The 22,143-nt window shown below is 59.5% G+C and carries 21 protein-coding genes; 13 read left to right on the top strand and 8 right to left on the bottom strand.

The window, feature by feature from the left end; genetic code table 11:
• The first annotated feature begins 12 nt into the window (after positions 1-12).
• The 9 genes from treZ to KP808_RS14150 all read left to right on the top strand — a co-directional run bounded on the left by treZ (position 13) and on the right by KP808_RS14150 (position 12,484).
• A complete protein-coding gene (gene treZ / locus KP808_RS14110) occupies positions 13-1,836 on the top strand; it encodes a malto-oligosyltrehalose trehalohydrolase (RefSeq protein ID WP_230016333.1) in 1,824 nt (607 codons plus the stop codon).
• On the top strand, positions 1,826-3,904 hold the full coding sequence (gene malQ / locus KP808_RS14115) for a 4-alpha-glucanotransferase (RefSeq protein WP_230016334.1): 2,079 nt from the start codon (positions 1,826-1,828) through the stop codon (positions 3,902-3,904). Before treZ ends, malQ begins: the two co-directional genes overlap by 11 nt.
• Entirely contained in the window at positions 3,901-6,684 is a 2,784-nt protein-coding gene (locus KP808_RS14120) for a malto-oligosyltrehalose synthase (RefSeq protein WP_122280817.1), read from the top strand. The genes malQ and KP808_RS14120 overlap by 4 nt, the downstream gene beginning before the upstream one ends.
• A 17-nt stretch (positions 6,685-6,701) precedes the next feature.
• Positions 6,702-7,100: a DUF2934 domain-containing protein gene (locus KP808_RS14125; RefSeq protein WP_230016335.1), complete on the top strand. Its 399-nt coding sequence runs from the start codon at positions 6,702-6,704 to the stop codon at positions 7,098-7,100.
• 158 nt (positions 7,101-7,258) lie between these two features.
• A complete protein-coding gene (gene glgX, locus KP808_RS14130; protein ID WP_058402272.1) occupies positions 7,259-9,442 on the top strand; it encodes a glycogen debranching protein GlgX in 2,184 nt (727 codons plus the stop codon).
• Positions 9,439-10,452: an acyl-CoA dehydrogenase family protein gene (locus tag KP808_RS14135; RefSeq protein WP_122280818.1), complete on the top strand. Its 1,014-nt coding sequence runs from the start codon at positions 9,439-9,441 to the stop codon at positions 10,450-10,452. Before glgX ends, KP808_RS14135 begins: the two co-directional genes overlap by 4 nt.
• 13 nt (positions 10,453-10,465) lie before the next feature.
• Positions 10,466-11,239: a PIG-L deacetylase family protein gene (locus KP808_RS14140; RefSeq protein WP_230016336.1), complete on the top strand. Its 774-nt coding sequence runs from the start codon at positions 10,466-10,468 to the stop codon at positions 11,237-11,239.
• Positions 11,236-11,862, top strand: a complete 627-nt coding sequence (locus KP808_RS14145; RefSeq protein WP_005731795.1) for an SAM-dependent methyltransferase — start codon at positions 11,236-11,238, stop codon at positions 11,860-11,862. The genes KP808_RS14140 and KP808_RS14145 overlap by 4 nt, the downstream gene beginning before the upstream one ends.
• On the top strand, positions 11,831-12,484 hold the full coding sequence (locus KP808_RS14150; protein WP_002553273.1) for a glycosyltransferase: 654 nt from the start codon (positions 11,831-11,833) through the stop codon (positions 12,482-12,484). Before KP808_RS14145 ends, KP808_RS14150 begins: the two co-directional genes overlap by 32 nt.
• Before the next feature lie 7 nt (positions 12,485-12,491).
• Here KP808_RS14150 and KP808_RS14155 read toward each other — a convergent pair whose 3' ends face one another.
• The 4 genes from KP808_RS14155 to pcaD form a co-directional block, all read right to left on the bottom strand.
• Positions 12,492-13,532 (bottom strand): alpha/beta hydrolase family protein, encoded by a 1,041-nt coding sequence (locus tag KP808_RS14155; protein WP_230016337.1) that lies wholly within the window; start codon positions 13,530-13,532, stop codon positions 12,492-12,494.
• Positions 13,533-13,892: 360 nt separating this feature from the next.
• Positions 13,893-14,501, bottom strand: coding sequence for an FMN-dependent NADH-azoreductase (locus tag KP808_RS14160; RefSeq protein ID WP_230016338.1), 609 nt, complete (start codon positions 14,499-14,501; stop codon positions 13,893-13,895).
• Positions 14,502-14,575: 74 nt separating this feature from the next.
• Complete coding sequence (locus tag KP808_RS14165; protein WP_230016339.1) at positions 14,576-15,535, bottom strand: LysR substrate-binding domain-containing protein; 960 nt, start codon at positions 15,533-15,535, stop codon at positions 14,576-14,578.
• A gap of 79 nt (positions 15,536-15,614) precedes the next feature.
• Positions 15,615-16,406, bottom strand: a complete 792-nt coding sequence (gene pcaD / locus KP808_RS14170) for a 3-oxoadipate enol-lactonase (protein WP_230016340.1) — start codon at positions 16,404-16,406, stop codon at positions 15,615-15,617.
• A gap of 126 nt (positions 16,407-16,532) precedes the next feature.
• Between pcaD and KP808_RS14175 the strand changes: the two genes are divergently transcribed.
• Positions 16,533-16,886, top strand: a complete 354-nt coding sequence (locus KP808_RS14175) for an MmcQ/YjbR family DNA-binding protein (protein WP_230016341.1) — start codon at positions 16,533-16,535, stop codon at positions 16,884-16,886.
• Here KP808_RS14175 and KP808_RS14180 read toward each other — a convergent pair.
• Positions 16,881-17,315: a DUF1294 domain-containing protein gene (locus KP808_RS14180; RefSeq protein ID WP_058408162.1), complete on the bottom strand. Its 435-nt coding sequence runs from the start codon at positions 17,313-17,315 to the stop codon at positions 16,881-16,883. The two genes, KP808_RS14175 and KP808_RS14180, sit on opposite strands and share 6 nt — an antisense overlap.
• On the bottom strand, positions 17,312-18,142 hold the full coding sequence (locus KP808_RS14185; RefSeq protein ID WP_230016342.1) for an undecaprenyl-diphosphate phosphatase: 831 nt from the start codon (positions 18,140-18,142) through the stop codon (positions 17,312-17,314). The genes KP808_RS14180 and KP808_RS14185 overlap by 4 nt, the downstream gene beginning before the upstream one ends.
• A gap of 251 nt (positions 18,143-18,393) precedes the next feature.
• Between KP808_RS14185 and pnuC the strand changes: the two genes are divergently transcribed.
• Both pnuC and KP808_RS14195 read left to right on the top strand, forming a co-directional pair.
• Positions 18,394-18,957, top strand: coding sequence for a nicotinamide riboside transporter PnuC (gene pnuC / locus KP808_RS14190; RefSeq protein WP_058402265.1), 564 nt, complete (start codon positions 18,394-18,396; stop codon positions 18,955-18,957).
• Positions 18,954-19,487, top strand: coding sequence for an AAA family ATPase (locus KP808_RS14195; protein ID WP_058402264.1), 534 nt, complete (start codon positions 18,954-18,956; stop codon positions 19,485-19,487). Before pnuC ends, KP808_RS14195 begins: the two co-directional genes overlap by 4 nt.
• Here KP808_RS14195 and KP808_RS14200 read toward each other — a convergent pair.
• Positions 19,475-20,800, bottom strand: a complete 1,326-nt coding sequence (locus tag KP808_RS14200; RefSeq protein WP_230016343.1) for a sigma-54 dependent transcriptional regulator — start codon at positions 20,798-20,800, stop codon at positions 19,475-19,477. The genes KP808_RS14195 and KP808_RS14200 overlap by 13 nt on opposite strands.
• 327 nt (positions 20,801-21,127) lie before the next feature.
• Between KP808_RS14200 and KP808_RS14205 the strand changes: the two genes are divergently transcribed.
• Positions 21,128-21,394 (top strand): hypothetical protein, encoded by a 267-nt coding sequence (locus KP808_RS14205; RefSeq protein WP_003315350.1) that lies wholly within the window; start codon positions 21,128-21,130, stop codon positions 21,392-21,394.
• Positions 21,395-21,489: 95 nt separating this feature from the next.
• Here KP808_RS14205 and KP808_RS14210 read toward each other — a convergent pair whose 3' ends face one another.
• Positions 21,490-22,077: a vWA domain-containing protein gene (locus KP808_RS14210; protein ID WP_058402262.1), complete on the bottom strand. Its 588-nt coding sequence runs from the start codon at positions 22,075-22,077 to the stop codon at positions 21,490-21,492.
• Positions 22,078-22,143 lie beyond the last annotated feature (66 nt).

A 22,143-nucleotide genomic window follows, 5' to 3' on the forward strand; every position in this document is an offset into this window, starting at 1 on the left:
AAGGATCAATGGATGCCACTGCGTACAGACGATAACTGGCGCCACGGCGCCGTCTTGCTAGACCCCGAACACACCCGGTTTGCCCTCTGGGCACCGGATGCCAACTACGTAAATGTCGAACTCCAGGATGGCCAGGGTGTTCAGTCACTGGCCATGCTGCCCCAGCCGGACGGCTGGTTCGTCCTTGAGGCCCGCTGCGAAGCGGGCACTCGATACCGCTTCAAAATCGACCATGAACTGGAAGTGCCTGACCCCGCCTCTCGCGCGCAGGACGACGATGTTCATTCTCAAAGCTTCGTAGTGGACCCTCTGGCCTATTCATGGCAAAACACCTCATGGCAAGGTCGGCCGTGGCATGAGGCGGTGATCTATGAGCTGCACGTAGGTGCGATGGGCGGCTATGCTGCGGTGGAAAAACACCTGCCGCGCCTTGCGCAAATGGGTATTACCGCGATCGAGCTGATGCCGCTTGCGCAGTTTCCCGGTGATCGCAACTGGGGCTACGACGGCGTTCTGCACTACGCCCCGCAATCTTCCTATGGCACTCCGGAAGAGCTCAAGCACCTGATCGATACAGCTCACGGTCTTGGCCTGATGGTGATACTGGACGTGGTGTACAACCACTTCGGCCCGGACGGCAACTACCTGGGAAGTTACGCCAAGGATTTTTTCCGCAGCGATCTGCATACCCCGTGGGGCGATGCCATTGATTTTCGCCGCCCGCAGGTGCGCGACTTCTTCGTCGACAATGCGCTGATGTGGCTGCTGGAATACCGCATCGACGGCTTGCGCATGGACGCTGTGCATGCCATTCGCGATGAAACGTTCCTGCCAGAATTCGCAACTCGCGTACGCGGCCAGATCGAGCCCGGCAGGCACGTGTGGCTGAACCTTGAGAACGAGTTCAACCAGGCCGGTCTTCTGGAGAAAGGCTTCGATGCACAATGGGACGACGACGGGCACAACACTCTGCATGTACTGCTGACGGGTGAAACCGACGCCTATTATTCCGACTTCGCTCAGGAGCCTACGCAAAAGCTTGCGCGCCTGCTCAGCGAAGGGTTTGTCTATCAGGGCGAACAGACGCGGCATGGACACACGCGAGGCGAGCCCAGCGGCCACCTTGCGCCAACTGCCTTTGTGTTGTTTCTGCAGAACCATGACCAGATCGGCAACCGCGCACTCGGTGAACGTTTGCCGCAGCTGTGCACGCCTGCTGCGCTGAAGGCCGCAACCGCCCTGTTGCTGCTTTCGCCGACGATTCCGCTGATGTTCATGGGTGATGAGTGGGCGGCCAGCGAACCGTTTCTGTTCTTCACCAGCCACCATGGCGAACTGGCCGATGCAGTGCGCGAAGGACGTCGCAAGGAGTTTGCCGACTTTGCCGCATTCGCCGACCCGGAAAAGCGCGAGCACATTCCCGACCCGAACGACCTCAAGACATTCGAGGCATCGCGTCCGGCGTTTTCCGCCATTGATCTGGAGACCGACAAAGGCCTGGATCACCGCAGCTGGGTCGACTTCTATACACAGTTGCTGGCTTTGCGGCATAAGGAAATCATGCCGCGCCTGCCCGGGGCGCGCTTCCTGAAAACCGATATTCTCGGCGACAAGGCCGTCAGTGCACGCTGGGCGCTGGGCGATGGCAGCGAGCTGCGCATCGACCTGAACCTCAGCGAACAGGCTGTCGATGCCCCGGCGCAGAAAAATGCCCGGCAGATATTCTCCAGCGCGGCAAAATCGTCCGAACTTTCCCCGCAGGCCATCCTCAATCCTTACACGGCCATTGTCAGCCTGACAGCAAGTGATGTTCTGGAGGAACAGGATGAACAATGAGCAATTGGAGAGGCTTGCGACCGAGGCAGGGCTATCGGTGCATTGGGTCGATGCCAACGCTCGGCCGCAGACTGTCAGCCCTGATGTACTGCGCAAGGTTCTGGAAGCGCTGGGCTACCCTGCTGAAAACGGCGAGGCCATCGATGCCAGCCTGTTAAGCCTGCAAAACGCCAGCCACGGCAAAAGCGCCCCGCCGCTGCTGACGGTCGACACGGACAGTAATCTGGATCTGTCCGAGTGGTTCGCGCCGCAAACGCCATTCACGCTGCACCTCGAAGACGGTTCATCGCTGGACGCCAGGCTCACCGCGTCCGGCGAACTTCCAGCGCTGGCACCGCCCGGCTATCAACAGCTGGAAATTGCCGGTCAACATCTGACCATTGCTGTCGCCCCGAAAACCTGTTTCAGCATGGCAATGGCCACCGATGCGCCGAAGCCACACGGCTGGGGTTTGACTGCTCAGCTCTACAGCCTGCGCCGCGAGGGCGATGGCGGTTTTGGCGATACTGAAGCACTGGAGAAGGTTGTTCGCGCTGCAGGAGAGCGCGGCGCCGATGCGCTGGGCATTAGCCCGATCCATGCAATGTTCGCCAATGATCCACACCGTTACAGCCCTTATTCGCCTTCCAGCCGGCTGTTTCTCAACAGCCTGTGCGCATCGCCCGGTGCCATTCTGGGTGAACATGCATGGCGTCAGGCGATAGAAGATGCGCGCGTCGGCGACGAAATGAAGCAACTGGAAGCACAGCAGTTGATTGACTGGCCTGCTGCTGCCCAAGCCAAGTGGAAAGCGCTGCACAAGCTGTATGAAGGGTTCAGTGTGGGTGATCACCCCTTGCACGAAGACTTCAACAGCTTCCGCCACAGCGGTGGCGAGGCCCTGGAGAATCACTGCCGCTTCGAAGCGCTGTGTGCCGAATCCGAAACATTGAATATCGGCAACAACTGGCATGAATGGCCGAACGAGTTCAAAGACCCTCGCAGTGAAGCCGTTGCAGCATTTGCCGAAGCGCACAGCGAGCAGATCAGTTTTCATGCATTCGCTCAATGGCTTATCGCCCGCGGCCTGGAGCGCGCGCAGTCTGCAGCACGCAGCAGTGGCATGCGCATCGGCCTGATCGCTGACCTGGCTGTGGGTGCCGATGGTGCCGGAAGTCAGGCCTGGAGTCGTCAGGACGAGTTGCTGTCGGCCCTGACCGTTGGCGCACCACCCGACATTCTCAACCGCGCCGGACAGAGCTGGGGGATTTCGGCCTTTTCACCGGACGGCCTCAAACGTAACGGGTTTCGCGCGTTCATCGAAATGCTGCGTGCCAATTTCGCCCATGCTGGCGGCTTGCGTATCGATCATGTCATGGGCCTGCAACGGCTATGGGTCATTCCGCATGGATCGCCGCCCAGCGAAGGCGCTTATCTGAATTTCCCTCTGGATGACATGCTGCGCCTGCTGAGTCTGGAATCCTGGCGGCACAAGGCGATCGTGCTCGGTGAAGACCTTGGCACTGTGCCTGAAGGCCTTAGCGACAAACTCAGCGCCCGGGCGATTCTGGGCATGCGCGTGCTGCTGTTCGAACAGAATAACGGTCAGTTCAAACCCATTCTTGATTGGTCGGACCAGGCACTGGCTACCACCAGCACCCACGATTTGCCGACACTGGCAGGCTGGCTCAGCGAGCTGGACATCGAGTGGAATGCACGACTGGGTCACATCGACGAGCAACATGAATCGCAGTGGCGTGAAGAACGTGGGCGCGAATATGCAAGCCTGCGCCGGGCCCTGAGCCAGAACGTCGAAAGCCTGCCGTCAGACAGTGAAGACCCGGAACAGATCATCGACGCGGGCATCCGTTATCTGGGTCATACGCGCGCTCCGCTGGTGCTGCTGCCGATGGAAGATGCGCTGGGTGTCGAGGAGCAGGCCAACCTGCCCGGCACCATTGACAGCCACCCGAACTGGCGCAGGCGCCTACCCGGCGATGCAGCCTCCTTGCTTGATAACCCGAATGCTGCTCGACGACTGGAATTGCTCTCCCAATCCCGGCTGCAAGCTGCGGAGCGTGACCAATGACCCGTCCATTACAGCCTTTGCGCGCTACCCAGCGTTTGCAATTTCATAAAGATTTCACGCTCGACGACGCGGTGCCACTGGTGCCCTACTTCGCCAGTCTGGGGATCAGCCATGTCTATGCCTCGCCGCTGCTCAAAGCGCGTGCTGGCTCGATGCATGGTTACGACGTCGTCGACCCGACCGTCATCAATCCGGAACTGGGGGGCGAGCCTGCCCTGCTGCGTCTGGTGTCGGCCTTGCGCGAACATGGCATGGGGCTGATTCTCGACATCGTCTCCAACCACATGGCCGTTGGTGGTGCAGACAACCCCTGGTGGCTGGACCTGCTGGAATGGGGTCGTCGCAGCCCGTACGCCGAGTTCTTCGATATTCAGTGGAATTCACCAGACCCGTTGCTGGAAGGCCAGTTGCTGCTGCCCTTTCTGAGCAGCGATTACGGCACTGTCCTGCAGGCCGGGGAAATCCCGCTGCGCTTCGACGCCGAGCACGGCTCGTTTTACATCGAGCACTACCAGCATCATTTCCCGATCTGCCCGCTGACCTATGATTCATTGCTTCAGTCAGTCGAACACCCGCAATTGAAGGAAATGGGCCAGCGCTTCACTGCGCTTGCTCAATACCCGCAAGCCTACGAACGTGCACGTCAGGCCAGAACCGAGCTGGCCGAGCTGGCGAAAGATCCGCAGGTGCTCAAAGGCATCGAGCAGATCCTTGCGCACTTCGACTCCAGCAAGCCGGAAGGCTTTCAGCGTCTGCATCAACTGCTGGAACGTCAGCACTATCGTCTGGCCAGCTGGCGCACTGCCGGTGATGACATCAATTGGCGGCGCTTCTTCGACATCAACGAACTGGGCGGTTTGCGTGTCGAACGGCCGCAGGTATTTGAGGCCACCCACGGCAAGATATTCCAGCTGATTGCCGACGGCCTGGTTGATGGGTTGCGGATCGACCATATTGACGGGCTCGCCAACCCGCGTGGTTACGGCCGCAAGCTGCATCGCCGGGTAAAAAGTCTGCTCAAGCTGCGTCCTGCCGAAGCGCAAATTGATCACCTGCCTATTTTCGTCGAGAAAATTCTGGGGCCGGATGAGCCGTTGCGTGAAGACTGGAGCGTGGACGGTACGACCGGCTACGAGTTCATGAATCAGGTCTCGCTATTGCAACACGACCCCAAGGGTGAGGAGCCACTTGGAGAGCTGTGGAGTCGACTGACAGAACGTACCGCCGACTTCGATCAGGAAGTGCTGGTTGCCCGGGATCTGGTCCTGCACGGCACGCTGGCGGGCGATTTCGAGAACGTCGCGCAGTCGTTGCTGCAAGTTGCACGCAGCGACCTGATGAGTCGTGACCTCACACTGGGTGCCATTCGCCGTGCCCTGCTCGCGCTGATCGTCAATTTTCCGATTTATCGTACCTATATCTCGGTATGCGGCCGCTCGGCGCAGGACGACAAGTATTTCCAGCAGGCAATGGACGGCGCGCGCACCACTTTGAACGAAGGCGACTGGCCAGTGCTGGATTATCTGGCACGCTGGCTGGGTGGCGAAGCGTGGCGAAAACTGCCACGCGGACCGTTGCGCAAGCTGTACAAGAACGCGTGTGTACGATTCCAGCAACTGACCTCCCCGGTTGCCGCCAAGTCGGTTGAGGACACCTCGTTCTATCGCTCAGCAGTGTTGCTGTCGCGCAACGACGTAGGCTTTCATCCGCAGCATTTCAGTGCGCCGGTGGACGACTTCCATAAGGTCTGCCTGGAGCGTCTGGAGAAATTCCCCGATAACCTGCTGACCACTGCAACGCACGATCACAAGCGTGGCGAGGACACACGTACACGCCTTGCTGTCTTGAGTGAATGTGCGCCGTGGTACGCCGAACAGGTAGAACGCTGGAGACAACTGGCGGTGCCGCTGAAAGGCGAAGAGCCGGCCATCAGTGCGGGTGACGAGCTGATGCTTTATCAAGCGCTGCTGGGCAGTTGGCCGCTGAGCCTGGAGGGCGAAGACGCTCACAAGGCATACGCGCAACGCATGGTGCAGTGGCAGGAAAAAGCCCTGCGCGAAGCCAAGCTGCAAAGCAGCTGGAGCGCACCGAATCAGCCTTACGAAACGGCTTGCCGTGAATTTCTTGAACGCTTGCTGTTGGCCCCTGAAGCGCTGGCGTTGCGTCAGTCCCTGAGCGCAACGGCCAATCGTATCGCGACCGCCGGAGCACTCAACAGTCTGGCGCAAACCTTGCTACGCTTGAGCGTACCCGGTGTTCCCGATTTGTATCAGGGCACCGAGTTCTGGGATTTCAGCCTGGTGGATCCGGACAACCGGCGACCGGTTGATTATGCAGCCCGACAGAAAGCGCTGGCAGAAGATGCAAGCGCTGCCGACCTGCTCGATAACTGGCAGGATGGCCGCATCAAACAGGCGCTGATTGCGAAGGTTTTGAACCTGCGTGCCGAGCATCCAACGCTGTTCAGCGAGGGGCGTTATCAGCCTCTGGAAATAAAGGGTAGCCACGCCGAGCACGTGATGGCTTTTGCCCGGGAGACACAAGGAGTGCGCGCTATCATCGTAGTCCCACGCACAAGCAGTGAACTATTGGGTACTGCGCAAACTCCATTGATTAATGCTGCCAATTGGGGCGACACACGGATTATGCTTCCGTTTGCCGACTCTGGATCTGACTGGAAAGGACTCTTTTCCGACGGTGTCACAACACACGTTCGGGAGATACCGCTCAGTGCAGCGCTTGAAAGATTTTCCGTCAATTTGCTTATTCAAACTATGTAATAGCTGGGAGTCTCAAGATGAGTGCCGACGAAAAAAGAATTCGCGATTTTGCTTACCAGATCTGGGAGTCCGAGGGTAAGCCCTCTGGACACGACGAGCGTCATTGGGAAATGGCGCGCAAGCTTGCAGAAGCCGAGGCCCTGGCACCGAACAAGTCCAGCGTGCGCAAGTCGAGCAAGCCCAAGCTGCCTGAAGTAGACAGCGCCAAGGCGCCTGCCAAGGGCGCGGCCAAACCTGTGGCGAAGTCAGCACCCGCAGCAAAGCCAGCGGCCAAGCCCGCAGCTGAAACCAAGCCCAAGCCAGCGGCCAAAGCGGCTCCCAAGCCTGCTCCCAAAGCAAAGCCGGCTGCCGCTGCGCCAACTGATGCCCCAGCCAAGCCTGCTGCCAAGAAGCCACGCAAACCGTCGAATTCTTGAAACTCTTCTGGCCGGGCGCCAGTCCATTGTTGCAGGTCGCACTCTGATCGGAGATGAGGCCTGCTACACCCCCATACTTTATCGTCAATATTGAAGCCTTTGTGGCTTCGATAGCGGCCTTGGCCGCTCAGAAAATCATTCGACGTCAGGAAGTCATCATGAATACGAAGTCCACTACAACGGCAGAAGATAATTCAGCCCCGCAAGACAATCCAGGCAGCACCCCGTCTCGCATTCGTGAAGGACTTCCCTTTCCTCTCGGCGCTAGCTGGGACGGCCTGGGTGTCAACTTTGCCCTGTTTTCGGCCAACGCAACCAAAGTAGAGTTGTGTCTGTTTGACTCGACCGGTGAAATCGAACTGGAACGCATCGAACTTCCGGAATACACCGATGAGACGTATCACGGCTACCTGCCCGATGCACACCCGGGCCTGATCTATGGCTATCGCGTCTACGGCCCTTATGACCCTAAAAACGGTCATCGCTTCAACCACAACAAACTGTTGATCGACCCGTATGCCAAGCAACTGGTCGGCGAATTGAAGTGGTCTGAAGCATTGTTCGGTTACACCATTGGTCATCCTGACGGCGACCTGAGCTTCGATGAACGTGACAGCGCGCCCTTTGTACCGAAGAGCAAGGTGATCGACGAGGCTTACACCTGGGGCCGCGATCAGCGCGTCGGTACGCCTTGGGACAAGACCATTTTTTATGAAACCCACGTGCGCGGCATCACCATGCGCCACCCGGAAGTTGCCGAAGAGCTGCGCGGCACGTTTGCCGGTCTGGGATCAGCTCCCGTTGTCGACCACATCCGCAAGCTGGGTGTGACCTCCGTCGAGCTGCTGCCGATCCACGCCTTCGTCAACGACCAGCATCTGCTGCAAAAAGGAATGACCAACTACTGGGGTTACAACAGTATTGCGTTCTTTGCGCCAGACCCGCGTTATCTGGCGAGCGGCAAGATTGCCGAATTCAAGGAAATGGTTGCGCACCTGCATCATGCCGGGCTGGAGGTCATTCTTGATGTGGTCTATAACCACACGGCCGAAGGCAACGAGCTAGGCCCTACCCTGTCCATGCGCGGCATCGACAACGCCTCCTATTACAGACTGATGCCGGACGACAAGCGCTATTACATCAACGACTCGGGCACCGGCAACACCCTCGACCTGAGCCACCCGTGTGTACTGCAGATGGTTACTGACTCCCTGCGTTACTGGGCTTCGGAAATGCACGTCGACGGGTTCCGCTTCGACCTGGCAACCATTCTGGGTCGCTACCACGACGGTTTCGACGAACGCCACAGCTTCCTCGTCGCTTGCCGTCAGGACCCGGTGCTGCGTCAGGTCAAACTGGTCGCCGAGCCTTGGGACTGTGGCCCTGGTGGCTATCAGGTCGGCGGCTTCCCGCCGGGCTGGATGGAGTGGAACGACAAGTTCCGTGACACCGTACGTGCTTTCTGGAAAGGCGACGAAGGCCAACTGGCAGACTTCGCGGCACGCATGACTGCTTCCGGCAACATGTTCAACCAGCGCGGTCGGCGTCCACAGGCCTCGGTGAACTTCATCACCGCGCACGACGGCTTCACGCTGCACGACCTGGTGTCGTACAACGACAAGCACAACGAAGCCAACGACGAGAACAACCAGGACGGCAGCAACAACAACCTGTCCTGGAACCACGGCGTTGAAGGCCCGACCGAAGACCCGGAAATCAACACCCTGCGTCTGCGTCAGATGCGTAACTTCTTCGCTACTTTGCTGCTGGCACAAGGTACGCCGATGATCGTCGCCGGTGACGAGTTCGCCCGTACACAGCACGGCAATAACAATGCCTACTGTCAGGACAGCGAAATTGGCTGGATCAACTGGGATCTGGACGAGGACGGCGCAGCGCTGCTCAAGTTCGTGACCCGCGTGATCAAGCTCCGTCAGACCTACCCGATCCTGCGTCGCAGCCGCTTCCTGGTGGGCGATTACAACGAAGAAATCGGCGTCAAGGACGTGACCTGGCTTGCGCCGGATGGCAACGAGATGAGTGTCGAGCAATGGCACGATGCCAATGGCCGTTGCCTGGGCATGTTGATGGATGGTCGCGCACAGGAAACCGGTATCCGTCGTCCAGGTGCCGACGCCACGCTGCTGCTGGTCGTCAACGCGCACCACGACGGGGTCAACTTCACCCTGCCGGAAGTGCCTGAAGGCACCCATTACGAGTGCCTGATCGACACCAATCAGGATGATGCACGCAGCAAGGAGCACTTTGCGTTCGGTTCGCAATATACCGTCACACCGCGCTCGCTGCTGCTGTTCGAACTGAAGCGCGAAGACCAGCAATGATTGATGCCTTGAGTGAGTTTCTCGACTGGCGCAAGCACGGTTATGCCGATACGCGTGCGCTGGGCGAGTGCTTGCAGGCATTGGTCAACGAAGGTCTGGATCAGCTCCCCCTGCCTGCCAGCGGTCAGACACTTGAGCGCTGGCGGGCGCTGGCCTGCATTGCAGGCCACGACCTGGGGTTGTGCAAGTTGTACGAGGGGCATACCGACGCCTTGGCGATCATGGCGGAACTGGGTGCCCCGCCCCCCGAACAATTCAGCACCTGGGGCATGTGGGCGGCAGAGCCGCCGCAGGCACGGGTGAATATCAGCGGTACTGGCGATTCACTTCGTTTGAATGGCCGAAAAGCGTGGTGTTCCGGGGCTACGGCCTTGAGCCATGCATTGATCACCACATGGGATGAAGAGCATCGCCAGCAACTGGTGGCGGTGCGTCTCGACCAGCCCGGCGTGCATATGACCAGTGATGGCTGGCGCGCAGTGGGCATGGGCGCTACCGGGAGCGTCGAAGTGGTCTTTGAGGACGCTGCCGGGCAAGCGATCGGAGCGCCGGGCGGCTACCTGGAACGGCCCGGCTTCTGGCAGGGCGGCATCGGCATCGCGGCCTGTTGGTATGGTGCTTCGCGTGCCATTGCTCAGCGCTTGCTGGCACAGGTCGGCAAACGCGAAGAGCCGCACGCTCTTGCGCACCTGGGTGCTGTGGATGTCGCGCTGCACGCAGCAATCGATGTACTGCGTGCCGCCGCTGCGCATCTGGATCAGGCCCCGGCTGAAAATGCCGAGGTGCTTGCCAGACGTTGCCGTGCCTACGTCGAGCAAGCTGCGGAGCTGGTCATTCAGCATGTGGGCCGCGCGGTAGGTGCCGGTCCTTACTGCAAGGACCCGCACTTCGCTCGACTGATCACCGACCTGCCGGTTTTTCTGCGTCAAAGTCATGCCGAGCAAGACCTTGCTGCTCTGGGTCAATTGACGGGTAAACGGCTGCCAGCTGTACGCACGTGGTCACTATGAGAGCGTATCTATCATGAGCGAAGGCTTTGTAGTCAGCGACGACGAGTCTGGCCAGGGTACGCCTCTGGCTGCCTGGAACGCCTCCGGCAAGCTGCGCAGCGTGCCGGCGATTACCGCAGACCTGCTGGTGCCGAACAATTGCAGGGCAGTCATCATAGCCCCGCACCCGGACGATGAAGTGCTGGCATGCGGCGGCTTGATGAGCCAGTTAGCGCAACTGGAACGCAATCTGCTGTTGATCTCGGTCACTGACGGCACCGCCAGCCATCCGGGCTCCACGCTATGGCCTGTCGAGCGACTGTCTGCAACCCGGCCCCGGGAAAGCGCCGAAGCCTTGAATCGTCTCGATATTCCCCTCGAGCGTCTTGAGTGGCTGCGCTGCGGCTTGCAGGATGGGGCTGTGGCCGAATCCGAAGATCAGCTGACAGAGTTTCTTGAACGTCATCTGGGCCCTGCCGACGTGGTGTTCGCCACATGGGCAGAAGATGGTCATGGCGACCACGAAGCCGTTGGCCGCGCCAGTGCAAGAGCCTGTGCGTCTACCGGGGCGCAGCTTTGCGAAATACCAGTCTGGGCCTGGCACTGGGCTGACCCTGAAGATGAGCGTCTGCCATGGGACCGCGCACGTAAGTTGCTGCTGGACCCGGCGACCCTTGCTCGTAAACGCAATGCCGCTCAGGCGTTCGTCAGCCAATTGCAGGGTGACCCGGCCATCAGTCTTGCGCCCGTTCTGCCAGCCGTTGTTCTGGAAAGACTGCTGCAACCGTTTGAACTGGTGTTTGTATGAGCGTCGAAGACGGCTATTTCGATGAACTGTTTCGCAACAACGATGACCCGTGGGCGTTCAAGCAACGCTGGTATGAGCGGCGCAAGCGTGCGCTGACACTGGCCGCGCTGCCCCGTGAACACTATCGCTCGGTATTCGAGCCTGGCTGTGCCAATGGCGAACTCAGTGCCGACCTTGCCGGGCGCTGTGACGCACTGGTGTGCTGCGACACGTCAAACCTGGCGGTGGATCTGGCACGCAAGCGTCTGGCAGGCCTGCCCCATGTGCGCGTGTTGCAGGCCCGTTTGCCACAGCAATGGCCGCAGGGACAATTTGATCTGATCGTCTTCAGCGAACTGGGTTACTACCTCGACGTCGATGACCTGCACCGCCTGATCGACTGCGTTCTATCCTCGCTTTCACCTGACGGCCAGTTGCTCGCCTGTCACTGGCGTCCTGATATCGAGGGCTGCCCGCTGAACGCGCAGGCTGTACACGATATCCTTGCCGAACGCTTGGCCATGCACCGCCTTTTCAGTCATCACGAACAGGATTTTCTGCTGGACCTGTGGAGTCGTGATGGAACCTCCGTAGCAGAACAGGAATTCTCCGATGATCGGCATTCTGATCCCGGTGCACAATGAAGAGCAGCTACTCGATTTGTGCCTCGAAACGATAAAGCAGGCGGCTGAACACCCGGATCTCAAGGGTGAGCGAGTAGAGGTGCTGGTGGTTCTCGACAGTTGCACCGACAGCTCGGCAGACATCGCGCGAGCGCACGGGGTGATGGTCCTTGAGGTCTCGGCCCGCAACGTCGGGCAGGCACGCGCCGAAGGAGCAGCGTTTCTTCTCGACCGAGGTGCGCGCTGGCTGGCCTGCACCGATGGCGACAGCACCGTGGCGAATGACTGGCTTGCCGAGCAACTGGCACTGGATGCCGATGCGGTATGCGGGACCGTCATGCCCGGCGATTGGAACAAGGATATCTCCGCGGCTGCGCAGGCGGCTTACCTCAAGCATTACCAGCACCGGGACGGCCATCGGCACATTCATGGTGCCAACCTGGGCGTGAGCTCAATTGCCTATATCAGTGCAGGCGGGTTTCCGGCACTGGCCTGTCACGAAGACGTGCATCTGGTTCGCCAGCTGGAGCTTATCGGCGCGCGGATCGCCTGGAGCTGCCGCCCGCGGGTCACGACCAGTACCCGCCTGGACTCAAAAGCCAGAGGCGGGTTTGGCGACTTTCTGAGTTCGCTGAACGCCTGAAAAGCGCTTATTCGTGATGCGCTGTCTGCATACCTGAATGGTCAGGGTCGGCAGAATTGAGCGCCGTGCTGAAGAAGCGCACAGCTTCTGCGCTCAGGTTGCGGTGAATGTCTTCGCGGTCCACTCCGTCAGGGTCGTTGCACAGTAACGGTGCGCTCGAACGCTGTTCGTCACTGCACGGTGCCATAAAGACAAAGTGCCCTGCCCCCGCCAACAACTTATAGTCCGGTGCCTGCGGCAGTTTGCGCGCCAGCGCTTCGGCATTGCGGTCGATGGCCAGCAACTGGTCGTCATCCCCGGCATACATCAGCACCGGCACATGCACGTCGCCAAGCGTGTGACGGCCGAACATCAGGCTCAACGGGGCCATCAGCATCAGCGCACCGACCCTGGGGTCAGCCTGGGCATGCAGGTCATCGCGATCGGCGACCAGCTCCCCTTGAGTCTTGCAGGCGTCACGGTCTGTGGGACGCTCGAGGCAATACTGGCGCAGACGCTGTAGATCAGGCTGCGCGCCCGCAAGAATAAGCGCAGTTTCGCCACCGGCCGAATAGCCGATCACGCCCACCTGACGAGCATTGAGATAAGGGGCCAGCATAGGGTCGAGCAAGGCCGTGCTGATCGCTTCGGAAATCTGCAGCGGGCGACCATACAGGTTACTCAGGCTGCCCAGCCGACTGTGATCACGATCATTGTCGCCAGGATGAACCACAGCAACCACCACAAACCCCTGGCGCGCCAATGATGTGGCCAGGTCATGCAACGCCAGCGGTGTACCGGTATTGCCATGGGACAGCAGCAGCAACGGGAACCGGCCCATTGCAATCGGCGCATCTTCGCCGGCCTCGACGCGATAGCCGTGCAGGGTGCTCCACTGCTCGCTGGCGGTTGACGGGTAAAAAGCGATGGCCTGCACCGGCTGTGAATCCAGAGGGTCGGGGAAACTCAGCTCGTGATAGCCCGCGCTCCAGACGTCATCAGCCTGAGCGTGAACCGCAATCAGGCTGTCGAGCAAGCAAACCAGCATCACTGCACAAAGACGTACCATCGAAAGGCCCAACCTTTGCAAATCCGGAGGCTCGCCCGGATAGTCCATTCAGCGCTTGTGTCGAGCATCGTGCTCCAGCGCGCCGTTCTCACTCAGATGAGAGTGTGTAAAACAGAAATAGTGCACAAGCCGGGCCATAAACCGCCCGCTTTTTTCAGCAATCGTGAAAAGCACCACAAAACCGCAAACACAGTGCCGCGAAGATGCAGTTTAGTCCTTGAATAGCCCGCTTACCTGTAAGGAAGCTGTCAAGGTTGAGTACGCTCAAAACTGCGTGCAGTTATGCGGCGCACAAAAAACTCCACAACCCGGCGCACATTGCTTGCGCGGGTTGTGGAGTTTTGTTCAGGCCGTTGCCGATCAGGCGGCGAACAACTCGCTCTCGATATGTTGCTGCGCGGCCGTCATGGCGTTGGCACGCGGTTCTTCACCATAGGCCAGGCCGTGCGCACGAACAAATTGCAGGTCAGTGATGCCGACAAAAGCGAACAGCGCCTTGAGCAGCTCTTCATGGCCAACGCCGGTTGGCTGCCCGACGTGCAGGCCACCGGAAGTGGAAACGATAATAACCTTCTTGCCGCCACACAGGCCTTCAGGGCCGGCTTCGGAATAGCGGAAAGTGCGGCCAGCGACCATGATCCGGTCAAACCAGGCTTTCAGCTGGGACGGGATAGTGAAGTTGTACATCGGCGCACCGATCACCAGCACGTCGGCGGCGAGAAACTGCTGCAAGGTGGCTTCGTTAGTGTCGACTTCCTGTTGCTGGGCCGCATCGCGTGCTTCTACAGGGGTACCCGCTGCGGCAAGACTGGCAGCAGAGAAATGCCCGAGGGCTTCGCTGGCGAGGTCGCGGTAGGTTACCTGGGTGTCGGCATGCGAGCGCTGATAGGCCTGAACGACCTCATGGGTCAACTGACGCGAAGCGGAATGATCGCCGAGGATGCTGGAATCGAGGTGCAATAAATTCATAACGTAGCTCCTTAAAGAAAATCGCCACTTAGCGATCAAGTGGCGAGCATCCTATCCTTGATCGCAATAGATGATTAGTGGTCTTGAATGCGACTGTTCGTTCTATGAAGAGAACAATAAAGCGAGTCGGGGCTGAGGCTCAGCTCTTTAAAGGATGTCTCAAACACATCCAGCAGCCCTCTGACCGCGGGAAGCAGCCCACGGCGCGAAGCAAACACGGCGTGCACGATGCCGCACTTTGGCCGATGCTGACTGAACAGTTCGACCAGACGTCCGTCCTGCAAGGCTTCGCGGACAATCAGTTCAGGCAATTGCGCCACCCCAACGCCCTGCAGGGCGGCCTGCAGCATCATGTCCAGATCCGAGCTGATCAGCCTCGGCGTGTGGCGAATTTCAGCATAGTTGCCGGGAGTCGTTTCCAGCAGCCAGCGATGCTCATGGTTGGAAGACGGCGTGTCGAGGCTGGGCAGTGTCGATAGCGCCTCGAGTGTAGGTGTTGTGGACAGCCTGGCAGCCAGATCAGGGCGTGCGACCAGACGTTGAGCGCTGTGCCCGAGCAGCTTGACCACCAGCCCGTCGTCTTCCAGCGGCGGGAAGCGCACACGCAACGCAATATCGATGTTCTCCGTCAGCGGGTCGACACGCCGGTTGGTACTTTCGACCTGCACCTGAACCTTCGGATGATCGGCCGCGAACCGGGCAATGGTCTCGTTGAAGCCCATCGCCGCCAATGCCGGAGGACAGCTTATCGCCACCCTGCCCTGCGGCTCGGATTTGGAACGCAGAATCGCCTCTTCGGCAGCCTCGGCTTCGACCAGCATTGCCACGCAGTGAGCGTAGTAATCGCGCCCGCTCTCGGTCACCGCAAAAGTGCGCGTCGAGCGGTGAATCAGCCTTACACCCAGGCGCTCTTCCAGCCCGGCAATACGACGGCTGAGCTTGGACTTGGGAATTCCCAGTTTACGGCTTGCGGGCGCAAAGCCGAGGCATTCGACCACCTGGACGAAATAAAACAGATCATTGAGATCAAACACCCGGCCACCTCGCTTTCAGAGCCGCGAGTATGCAGCGCCCTGGCAAGCCTCTCAATACCGGGTTTCAGATCCCGTCAGCTCACTCGGCTGTCAGAAATGCCAGCACTGGCATCGTGAATGACTCCCCGGCCTCGACACTGGACAGATGAGCCGCGTGCAATTCGATCATCTGCGAACCTTTAATGCGCTCGACCATAAAACGCCCATCCGCTGGAGTGGTTACCGCATCTTCAGTGCCGCAGACGACCAATACCGGCAGCTGGATGGAGGCAATGTGCTCACGGAAATCGGCATCACGCACGGCAGCGCAGTTAGCGGCGTAACCCTGTGGCGATGTGCGGGCCAGCATACCGACAACCGTATCGACCACAGCAGGCTCGGCGTGCGCAAATGAAGGCGTAAACCAGCGCGCGACAGAAGCATCACGCAACGCAACCATGGCTGACTGCCCATCACGCAGAACGGTTTCAATGCGAGGGTTCCAGATATCGGGGTTGCCGATTCTGGCTGCCGTGTTGCACAGCACAACCTTGCGCAGGCGCTGCGGCGCATTGATGGCGAGCCACTGACCGATCAGGCCGCCCATGGACAAGCCACAGAAAAAAGCCGTGTCTATGTGCAGCGCATCCAGCAACGCCAATACGTCGCGACCATTCTGCTCGATGCTGTAACTGCCCTCGCTGACCAGCGATTTGCCATGCCCGCGCGTGTCGTAGCGCAACACCTGAAAATGACGAATGAACGCGGGAATCTGGTTGTCCCACATATGCAGATCAGTGCCCAGCGAGTTGGACAACACCAGCACCGGCGCACCGGCCGGGCCTTCGAGCAGGTAGTTCAGTTCACCATCGGCGAGTTGCACGGCAGACATTCGAGACTCCGGAGAAGGACAAACCTGCACACTAATGAGTGTCGCAGCAGCATACAATCCGCTGATCGAATATCCGTGCGGCTATCGAACAGCTTACCGCTCGACGCCTCATTGAAGGAGCATTCCGTGAACAAGCGTTACAAAGAAGACATCGCCCGGTTCTGCCTGGACTTGCCGGGCGCCCGAGAGGATTACAAATGGGGCGGTGTGCGTGTGTTTTCCGTTGCCGAAAAAAAGATGTTTGCGGTCATGGACCTGGTCGGCCAGGACCTTTCGTTCAAGGTCCATCCGGAATTGTTTCTGGGTTACGTGGATCGGCCCGGCATAAGGCCTGCGCCTTATCTGGCCCGCGCGCACTGGATAAGCGTGGCAGACCTGCACACACTGAGTGACGATGAAGTGCGCGATCTGCTGACGCGCTCCCACCAACTGGTGGTCGGCAGGCTACCGAAACGACAGCAGATCGGCTTGAAACTATAAAGGCGACAGCTGCAAAAGCCGCTTGCCCAGAAACAGCCAGTCAAGCCACAGCGCCTGATGCGCCAGCACGATCAGCCAGAACACGACCTGAAAAGGCACCTTGCGGGTCTTGTGCCGAAACACCTGCTGCGCCAGCAATGCTCCGGGCCAGCCACCGAGCAGTTCGGTGGCATGCAGGACATTCTCCGGCGTGCGCTGACCGCCGTTTCCGGCCTGTCGCTTGTCATGCCGATAGAGCACAAACGCCAGCAGGCTCATGACTATCAAGGCGAGCGCCGGGATCAACGTGACCTGCCTGAACCCCAGCGACGCAGAGCCGTAAACCGGTAGCGCACACAGCAGCAGGAACGCCAGCACCTTCAGGCGCAACTGCCGGACCGGTGCCCTGCCCCGGCCAGCTGGCCGCTGCGTTTCGCGGTCGCGTGTCATGCCTTGGCCGATGCCCAGTCGATCCAGCCAAACTGCCAGGTCGCCAGAATCAGCAGGCCGAAGGCGATGCGATACCAGGCGAACACTGCATAGCTATGAGTAGCGATGAACTTGAGCAGCGCGCGAACAGCAATCATCGCGAAGATGAACGAGGTAATGAAACCGATGGCAAACACCGCGAAGTCGTCCGGGCGAAACATGTCCCGGTATTTGTAGCCCGAGTACACGGCTGCACCGACCATGGTCGGCATGGCCAGGAAGAACGAGAATTCGGTCGCTGCCTTGCGTGACAGACCGAACAGCAGCCCGCCAATAATGGTCGAGCCAGAGCGCGATGTGCCGGGGATCATCGCCAGACACTGCACCAGCCCGACTTTCAGCGCATCGCTCCAGGTCATGTCATCGACGGTTTCGGTAAGCACGGTGTGCTCGCGGCGCTCGGCCCAGAGCATGATCACACCGCCCACGACCAGCGCCGTTGCCACAGTGATGGCATTGAACAGGTAATGGTGGATCATGTCGGCAAAGATCACACCCAGTACCACGGCAGGCATGAAGGCGATCAGCAGGTTAAGGGTGAAACGCTGCGCTTGCTGTTGCTTGGGCAAGCCTGTGACAACGTCGAGAATCTTGCGCCGAAACTCCCAGACCACCGCCAGAATCGCACCCAGCTGGATGATGATATTGAAGGCCATGGCGCGCTCGCCGCCAAAATCGATCAGATCGGCGACGATGATCTGATGCCCTGTACTGGAGATCGGCAAGAACTCCGTCAACCCCTCTACAACACCCAATATCAACGCCTGAGCAGCGGTCCAAAGATCCATCATTCCCCCATGAAGCGATGCCGCAGGCTCGCTGTTTAATGTTGTCGTATAAAAAATGCTTGCCACTATGCCGTCGCATGCCTGAACGAAGCTTGAAGAAAGTCGCGCAAATGCAAGGCGCCGAATGCTAGCAGACCTCCACGCACAAAGCCTGCTGACGTGCAGCCTGACGCAACACAAGCTCCACGCCGCGCGCAGAAGCGCATACAATCGCCGCCCCCGACCCTCACAACCCTCACCAAGGAGCCGCCATGTCCGGGCTTGAACTCTTCGCTGCCGCCATCGGCGTTATCGCGGTCTGGCTGACAGTGAAGCAGAATCCCTGGTGCTGGCCAATCGGGCTGGTGATGGTGGTGATCTACATCTGGATATTCTTCGACGTGAAGCTGTATTCAGACATGCTGCTGCAGGTCATCTATGCAGGCTTGCAAATCTACGGCTGGCTGCAGTGGACTCGCCATGGCGACGGCCTGCCGGTCAAGGCTGTCACTGTGATGCCGAGCCATTCAGTGCTTAAAGGGCTGGCTGTAGGCGCAGTCATCAGCCTTGCGCTGGGCGCTGGCATGGCGCATTTCACCGACGCCGCACAGCCCTGGCTCGACGCAGCACTGACGGGTTTCAGCCTGGTCGCACAAGTGTGGATGGCACACAAGCGCGTTCAGTGCTGGCCGCTGTGGATTGTGCTGGATGTGATTTTTGTCGGCCTGTTCATCTACAAAGAGCTGTACCTGACCGCTGCACTCTATGCGCTGTTTACCCTGCTGGCCGTGCAGGGCTGGCGCGAGTGGCGTAACGATCTGGCGCTGGCGCGATGAAAGTCCTGGTCCTGACCGGCCCCGAGTCCAGCGGCAAGAGCTGGCTGTCGGCCGAAATACAAAATCGGTTCGGCGGCGTACTGGTCGGCGAATATGTACGTCATTTCATCGATCAACAGGGGCGCGATACCGACTACGCCGATATACCGGCCATTGCTCGCGGCCAGCTGGACTGGGAGGATGCCGGTCGCGCCAGCGAGCCGCACTTGCTGATACTCGACACACACTTGCTGAGCAATGTGCTCTGGAGCCGCACCCTGTTCGGCGACTGTCCGGCGTGGATCGAACAGCAACTGCTGAGCCGCTCCTACGACCTGCACCTGCTGCTATCACCCGAGGGCGTGGACTGGATCAGCGACGGGCAACGCTGCCAGCCGCAGTTATGCGAACGCCAGGCCTTCTTCGACAGCAGCCGGGAATGGCTGGACCACCATCGGCAGGCCTATAAAGTGCTGGGCGGTGACTGGCCGCAGCGCCGCGAACAGGCGATGGCGGCTGTCTCGCAACTGCTGGGGGCTCAGCGGATCTGATGTTTGTGTAACAGCCGATAGAAGGTCGGTCGCGATATGCCCAGAACTCTGGCCGCCACACTCAGATTGTCACTGTGGCGGGTCAATACGTCGCACAATGCCTGACGCTCGGCACGCGATTTATATTCCTCCAGCGTGCCCATGCTGCCAGCACTGTCTTCTTCGCCCAGCAAGCCCAGGTTTGCCGCTTCTATCTGCCTGCCTTCGGCAAGCACCAGCCCGCGCCGTACCCGACCGGCCAGCTCTCGCACATTGCCCGGCCAGTCGTGCTTGCCCAACGCCACCAGCGCATCCTGACTGAAACTGCGTGCTCGCCTGCCGCTGTCCTGACTGTACAAATGGGCGAAATGATTGGCCAGCAACGCCAGATCGCCGTGACGCTCGCGCAATGGTGCCACCCCGACCTGCAGCACATTGAGCTGGTAATACAGGTCTTCACGAAAGCGCTTTTTCCGCACAGCAGTTTCAAGATCCTCACGGGTCGCGGCCAGCACCCGCACATCCACTGCAATCGACTCACCGCCGCCCAGGCGCTCGATTTGCCGGTCTTCCAGAAAGCGCAACAGCGACGCCTGGGTTTCCAGCGGCAGATCACCGACCTCGTCAAGCAGCAGCGTGCCGCCGTCAGCAGCTTCAAGCAGCCCGATCCTGTGCGCCTGAGCACCATCAAACGCAGCGCTTTCATGGCCAAACAGCTCGGCCTGGATCGAATGCCCGGTGAACGCAGCGCAATCCACGATAACAAAGGGTTTACCGCGTCGCTGAGACTGCTCATGCAGGCTGCGTGCGATCAGCTCTTTGCCCGTACCACGTTCGCCACGAATCAATACCGGTGAATCGATAGGTGCCAGCCGGCTCAGCAGCTTGCGCAGCTCACGAACGGGCCGACTGTCGCCCAGCAGCTCGGGCTCGGCCTCGGAAAGCACCAGCCCACCTTGCACTTCGGGACGACCTGCCGCTAACGCTCTGTCCAGCGCGCCATGCAACCGCGCTGCATCGAAAGGAAGGGTGTGAAAATCGAAAAACCACTGGCAAACGAAATCGCCGACTTTTTCGCGTTGCAGATCGTTGGCTGACAGCACTGCAACCCAACGCATGTTGCTGTGGGCGACAAGCTCCTGAAGCCTGGGCAGTTGTTCGAAATGACCGGGCGTCAGGCGAATCAGGCCTACGTCATGATCGGGATTGAAGGTAGAACCTGAGGTGCTTTCCTGCACCGTCCATCCGGCATCACTCAAAGCAGGAATCAGAAGATGACAGTCGTCACCGCCGTCGATGATCAACAGACGTCGCGTTGGGGCCGATCCATGCATGAAGTTTCCTTGGCGCCCGACGTGGAGTGGGATTTTTAAAAGCTTTTCATAAACAGCATGTTGGCGAGCCCAACTATCACCCTAGCAAATTTTTGACGCAGCGTTGTACCGTTTGGGTCTAACGCTCATAACCCTCTGTCACTAACGCCTTAGCCGCTGAAGGATGTTCATTTGCAAGGTCACGCGGGCGAGCGTTGAAAAAAAATCGCATATTTTTCTTTGAAGGGTGTGACTCATGCCCCCTTGTCGTTCATCAACACAAGTAACCAGCCGGACGGTCAGCCCGCCGCCGTGACTGAATTGATATGGGCACTTGAGGAAAAAACCATGAACGCCCCACTGCGCTTCAACGATGCACTTCTGATCGCTGGACACGCTTTTGAACCCTTCCAGTGTGTTGCCTGGGCACCACAGGACGGTAACGGCGAACTGAGCCTGACGGTGATCGACCGCACCAGCAACCGTATCGGTCGCAAGCAGATCCCGAGCAGCACCTATTCAGACAAGCGGCAACTGGCCAGCGCTCTGGAACAGGCCCGTGCTGAAATCAGCAACGAAGGCTATGACCTTGAGCCTTGGACCATGCCAGCCTGATGCAGGGTTGGGCGTTGCTCGTGCACTGCAACTGACTGCCGTGCCAATGCTTCAGCGCATTGGCACGCAGTTGCAGAACTGCCAGACCAGATGGCTCAAACCGGTTTCAGCTCATCGATGTGCTGATAATCAGCCCCCAGGCTGGATGCCAGTTCCCGCGCCCTGCCCAGGCGGATCGGGCCTTTCTCGATATCGATCAACACACTTGCACAGTTGAACGCAGGCAGGACGGGTAACTGCTTGATCCTGCCGTCGGTCAGCACCAGAACCCGCTGCTGCTCGGCCGGATATCGTTTTTGCCGCTGCGCCAGCCATTCACTGGCCTGCTGGAGCGCCGCTGACAGTGGCGTGCCGCCGCCCGCTCCCAGTGCATCCAGCCATGGACTCAATGCCGATGACGCTTTCAGGCCCTGATGTTGCCAGCGTGGCGTATTACCGCTGGCGGTCAGCAAGGCAAGACGCGCGCGGCGTCTATACGCATCGTCGAACAATTGCGACAACAGCCCCTTGGCCTGACTCAACGCCTGATGGCGTCGCGTAGAAGCTGAAGCATCGACAATCACCAGCAATAACTCACTGGGACGGCTGCTGCGCGGCTGGCGAATCAGGTCCTTGCGGCTTTTCGGCTGACCGCGCAACAGCGTGGGCAACCATTGCACCGAGCCATCAGCACCGGCACGCATAGCCCCTTGTCTGCCAGCGGCCAGTCGACCAGGACGGGGAACGGCATCCGCCCCCTGTGCGATACG

It is taken from the genome of Pseudomonas savastanoi, assembly GCF_020917325.1.
GTDB lineage: Bacteria > Pseudomonadota > Gammaproteobacteria > Pseudomonadales > Pseudomonadaceae > Aquipseudomonas > Aquipseudomonas amygdali.

What these genes read in the sequence shown, in the direction of transcription:
- treZ (WP_230016333.1), top strand. Translation starts at nt 13, where the DNA reads ATGCCACTGCGTACAGACGATAACTGGCGCCACGGCGCCGTCTTGCTA.
- malQ (WP_230016334.1), top strand. Translation starts at nt 1,826, where the DNA reads ATGAACAATGAGCAATTGGAGAGGCTTGCGACCGAGGCAGGGCTATCG.
- KP808_RS14120 (WP_122280817.1), top strand. Translation starts at nt 3,901, where the DNA reads ATGACCCGTCCATTACAGCCTTTGCGCGCTACCCAGCGTTTGCAATTT.
- KP808_RS14125 (WP_230016335.1), top strand. Translation starts at nt 6,702, where the DNA reads ATGAGTGCCGACGAAAAAAGAATTCGCGATTTTGCTTACCAGATCTGG.
- glgX (WP_058402272.1), top strand. Translation starts at nt 7,259, where the DNA reads ATGAATACGAAGTCCACTACAACGGCAGAAGATAATTCAGCCCCGCAA.
- KP808_RS14135 (WP_122280818.1), top strand. Translation starts at nt 9,439, where the DNA reads ATGATTGATGCCTTGAGTGAGTTTCTCGACTGGCGCAAGCACGGTTAT.
- KP808_RS14140 (WP_230016336.1), top strand. Translation starts at nt 10,466, where the DNA reads ATGAGCGAAGGCTTTGTAGTCAGCGACGACGAGTCTGGCCAGGGTACG.
- KP808_RS14145 (WP_005731795.1), top strand. Translation starts at nt 11,236, where the DNA reads ATGAGCGTCGAAGACGGCTATTTCGATGAACTGTTTCGCAACAACGAT.
- KP808_RS14150 (WP_002553273.1), top strand. Translation starts at nt 11,831, where the DNA reads ATGATCGGCATTCTGATCCCGGTGCACAATGAAGAGCAGCTACTCGAT.
- KP808_RS14155 (WP_230016337.1), bottom strand. Translation starts at nt 13,532, where the DNA reads ATGGTACGTCTTTGTGCAGTGATGCTGGTTTGCTTGCTCGACAGCCTG.
- KP808_RS14160 (WP_230016338.1), bottom strand. Translation starts at nt 14,501, where the DNA reads ATGAATTTATTGCACCTCGATTCCAGCATCCTCGGCGATCATTCCGCT.
- pcaD (WP_230016340.1), bottom strand. Translation starts at nt 16,406, where the DNA reads ATGTCTGCCGTGCAACTCGCCGATGGTGAACTGAACTACCTGCTCGAA.
- KP808_RS14180 (WP_058408162.1), bottom strand. Translation starts at nt 17,315, where the DNA reads ATGACACGCGACCGCGAAACGCAGCGGCCAGCTGGCCGGGGCAGGGCA.
- KP808_RS14185 (WP_230016342.1), bottom strand. Translation starts at nt 18,142, where the DNA reads ATGGATCTTTGGACCGCTGCTCAGGCGTTGATATTGGGTGTTGTAGAG.
- pnuC (WP_058402265.1), top strand. Translation starts at nt 18,394, where the DNA reads ATGTCCGGGCTTGAACTCTTCGCTGCCGCCATCGGCGTTATCGCGGTC.
- KP808_RS14195 (WP_058402264.1), top strand. Translation starts at nt 18,954, where the DNA reads ATGAAAGTCCTGGTCCTGACCGGCCCCGAGTCCAGCGGCAAGAGCTGG.
- KP808_RS14200 (WP_230016343.1), bottom strand. Translation starts at nt 20,800, where the DNA reads ATGCATGGATCGGCCCCAACGCGACGTCTGTTGATCATCGACGGCGGT.
- KP808_RS14205 (WP_003315350.1), top strand. Translation starts at nt 21,128, where the DNA reads ATGAACGCCCCACTGCGCTTCAACGATGCACTTCTGATCGCTGGACAC.
- KP808_RS14210 (WP_058402262.1), bottom strand. Translation starts at nt 22,077, where the DNA reads ATGCGTGCCGGTGCTGATGGCTCGGTGCAATGGTTGCCCACGCTGTTG.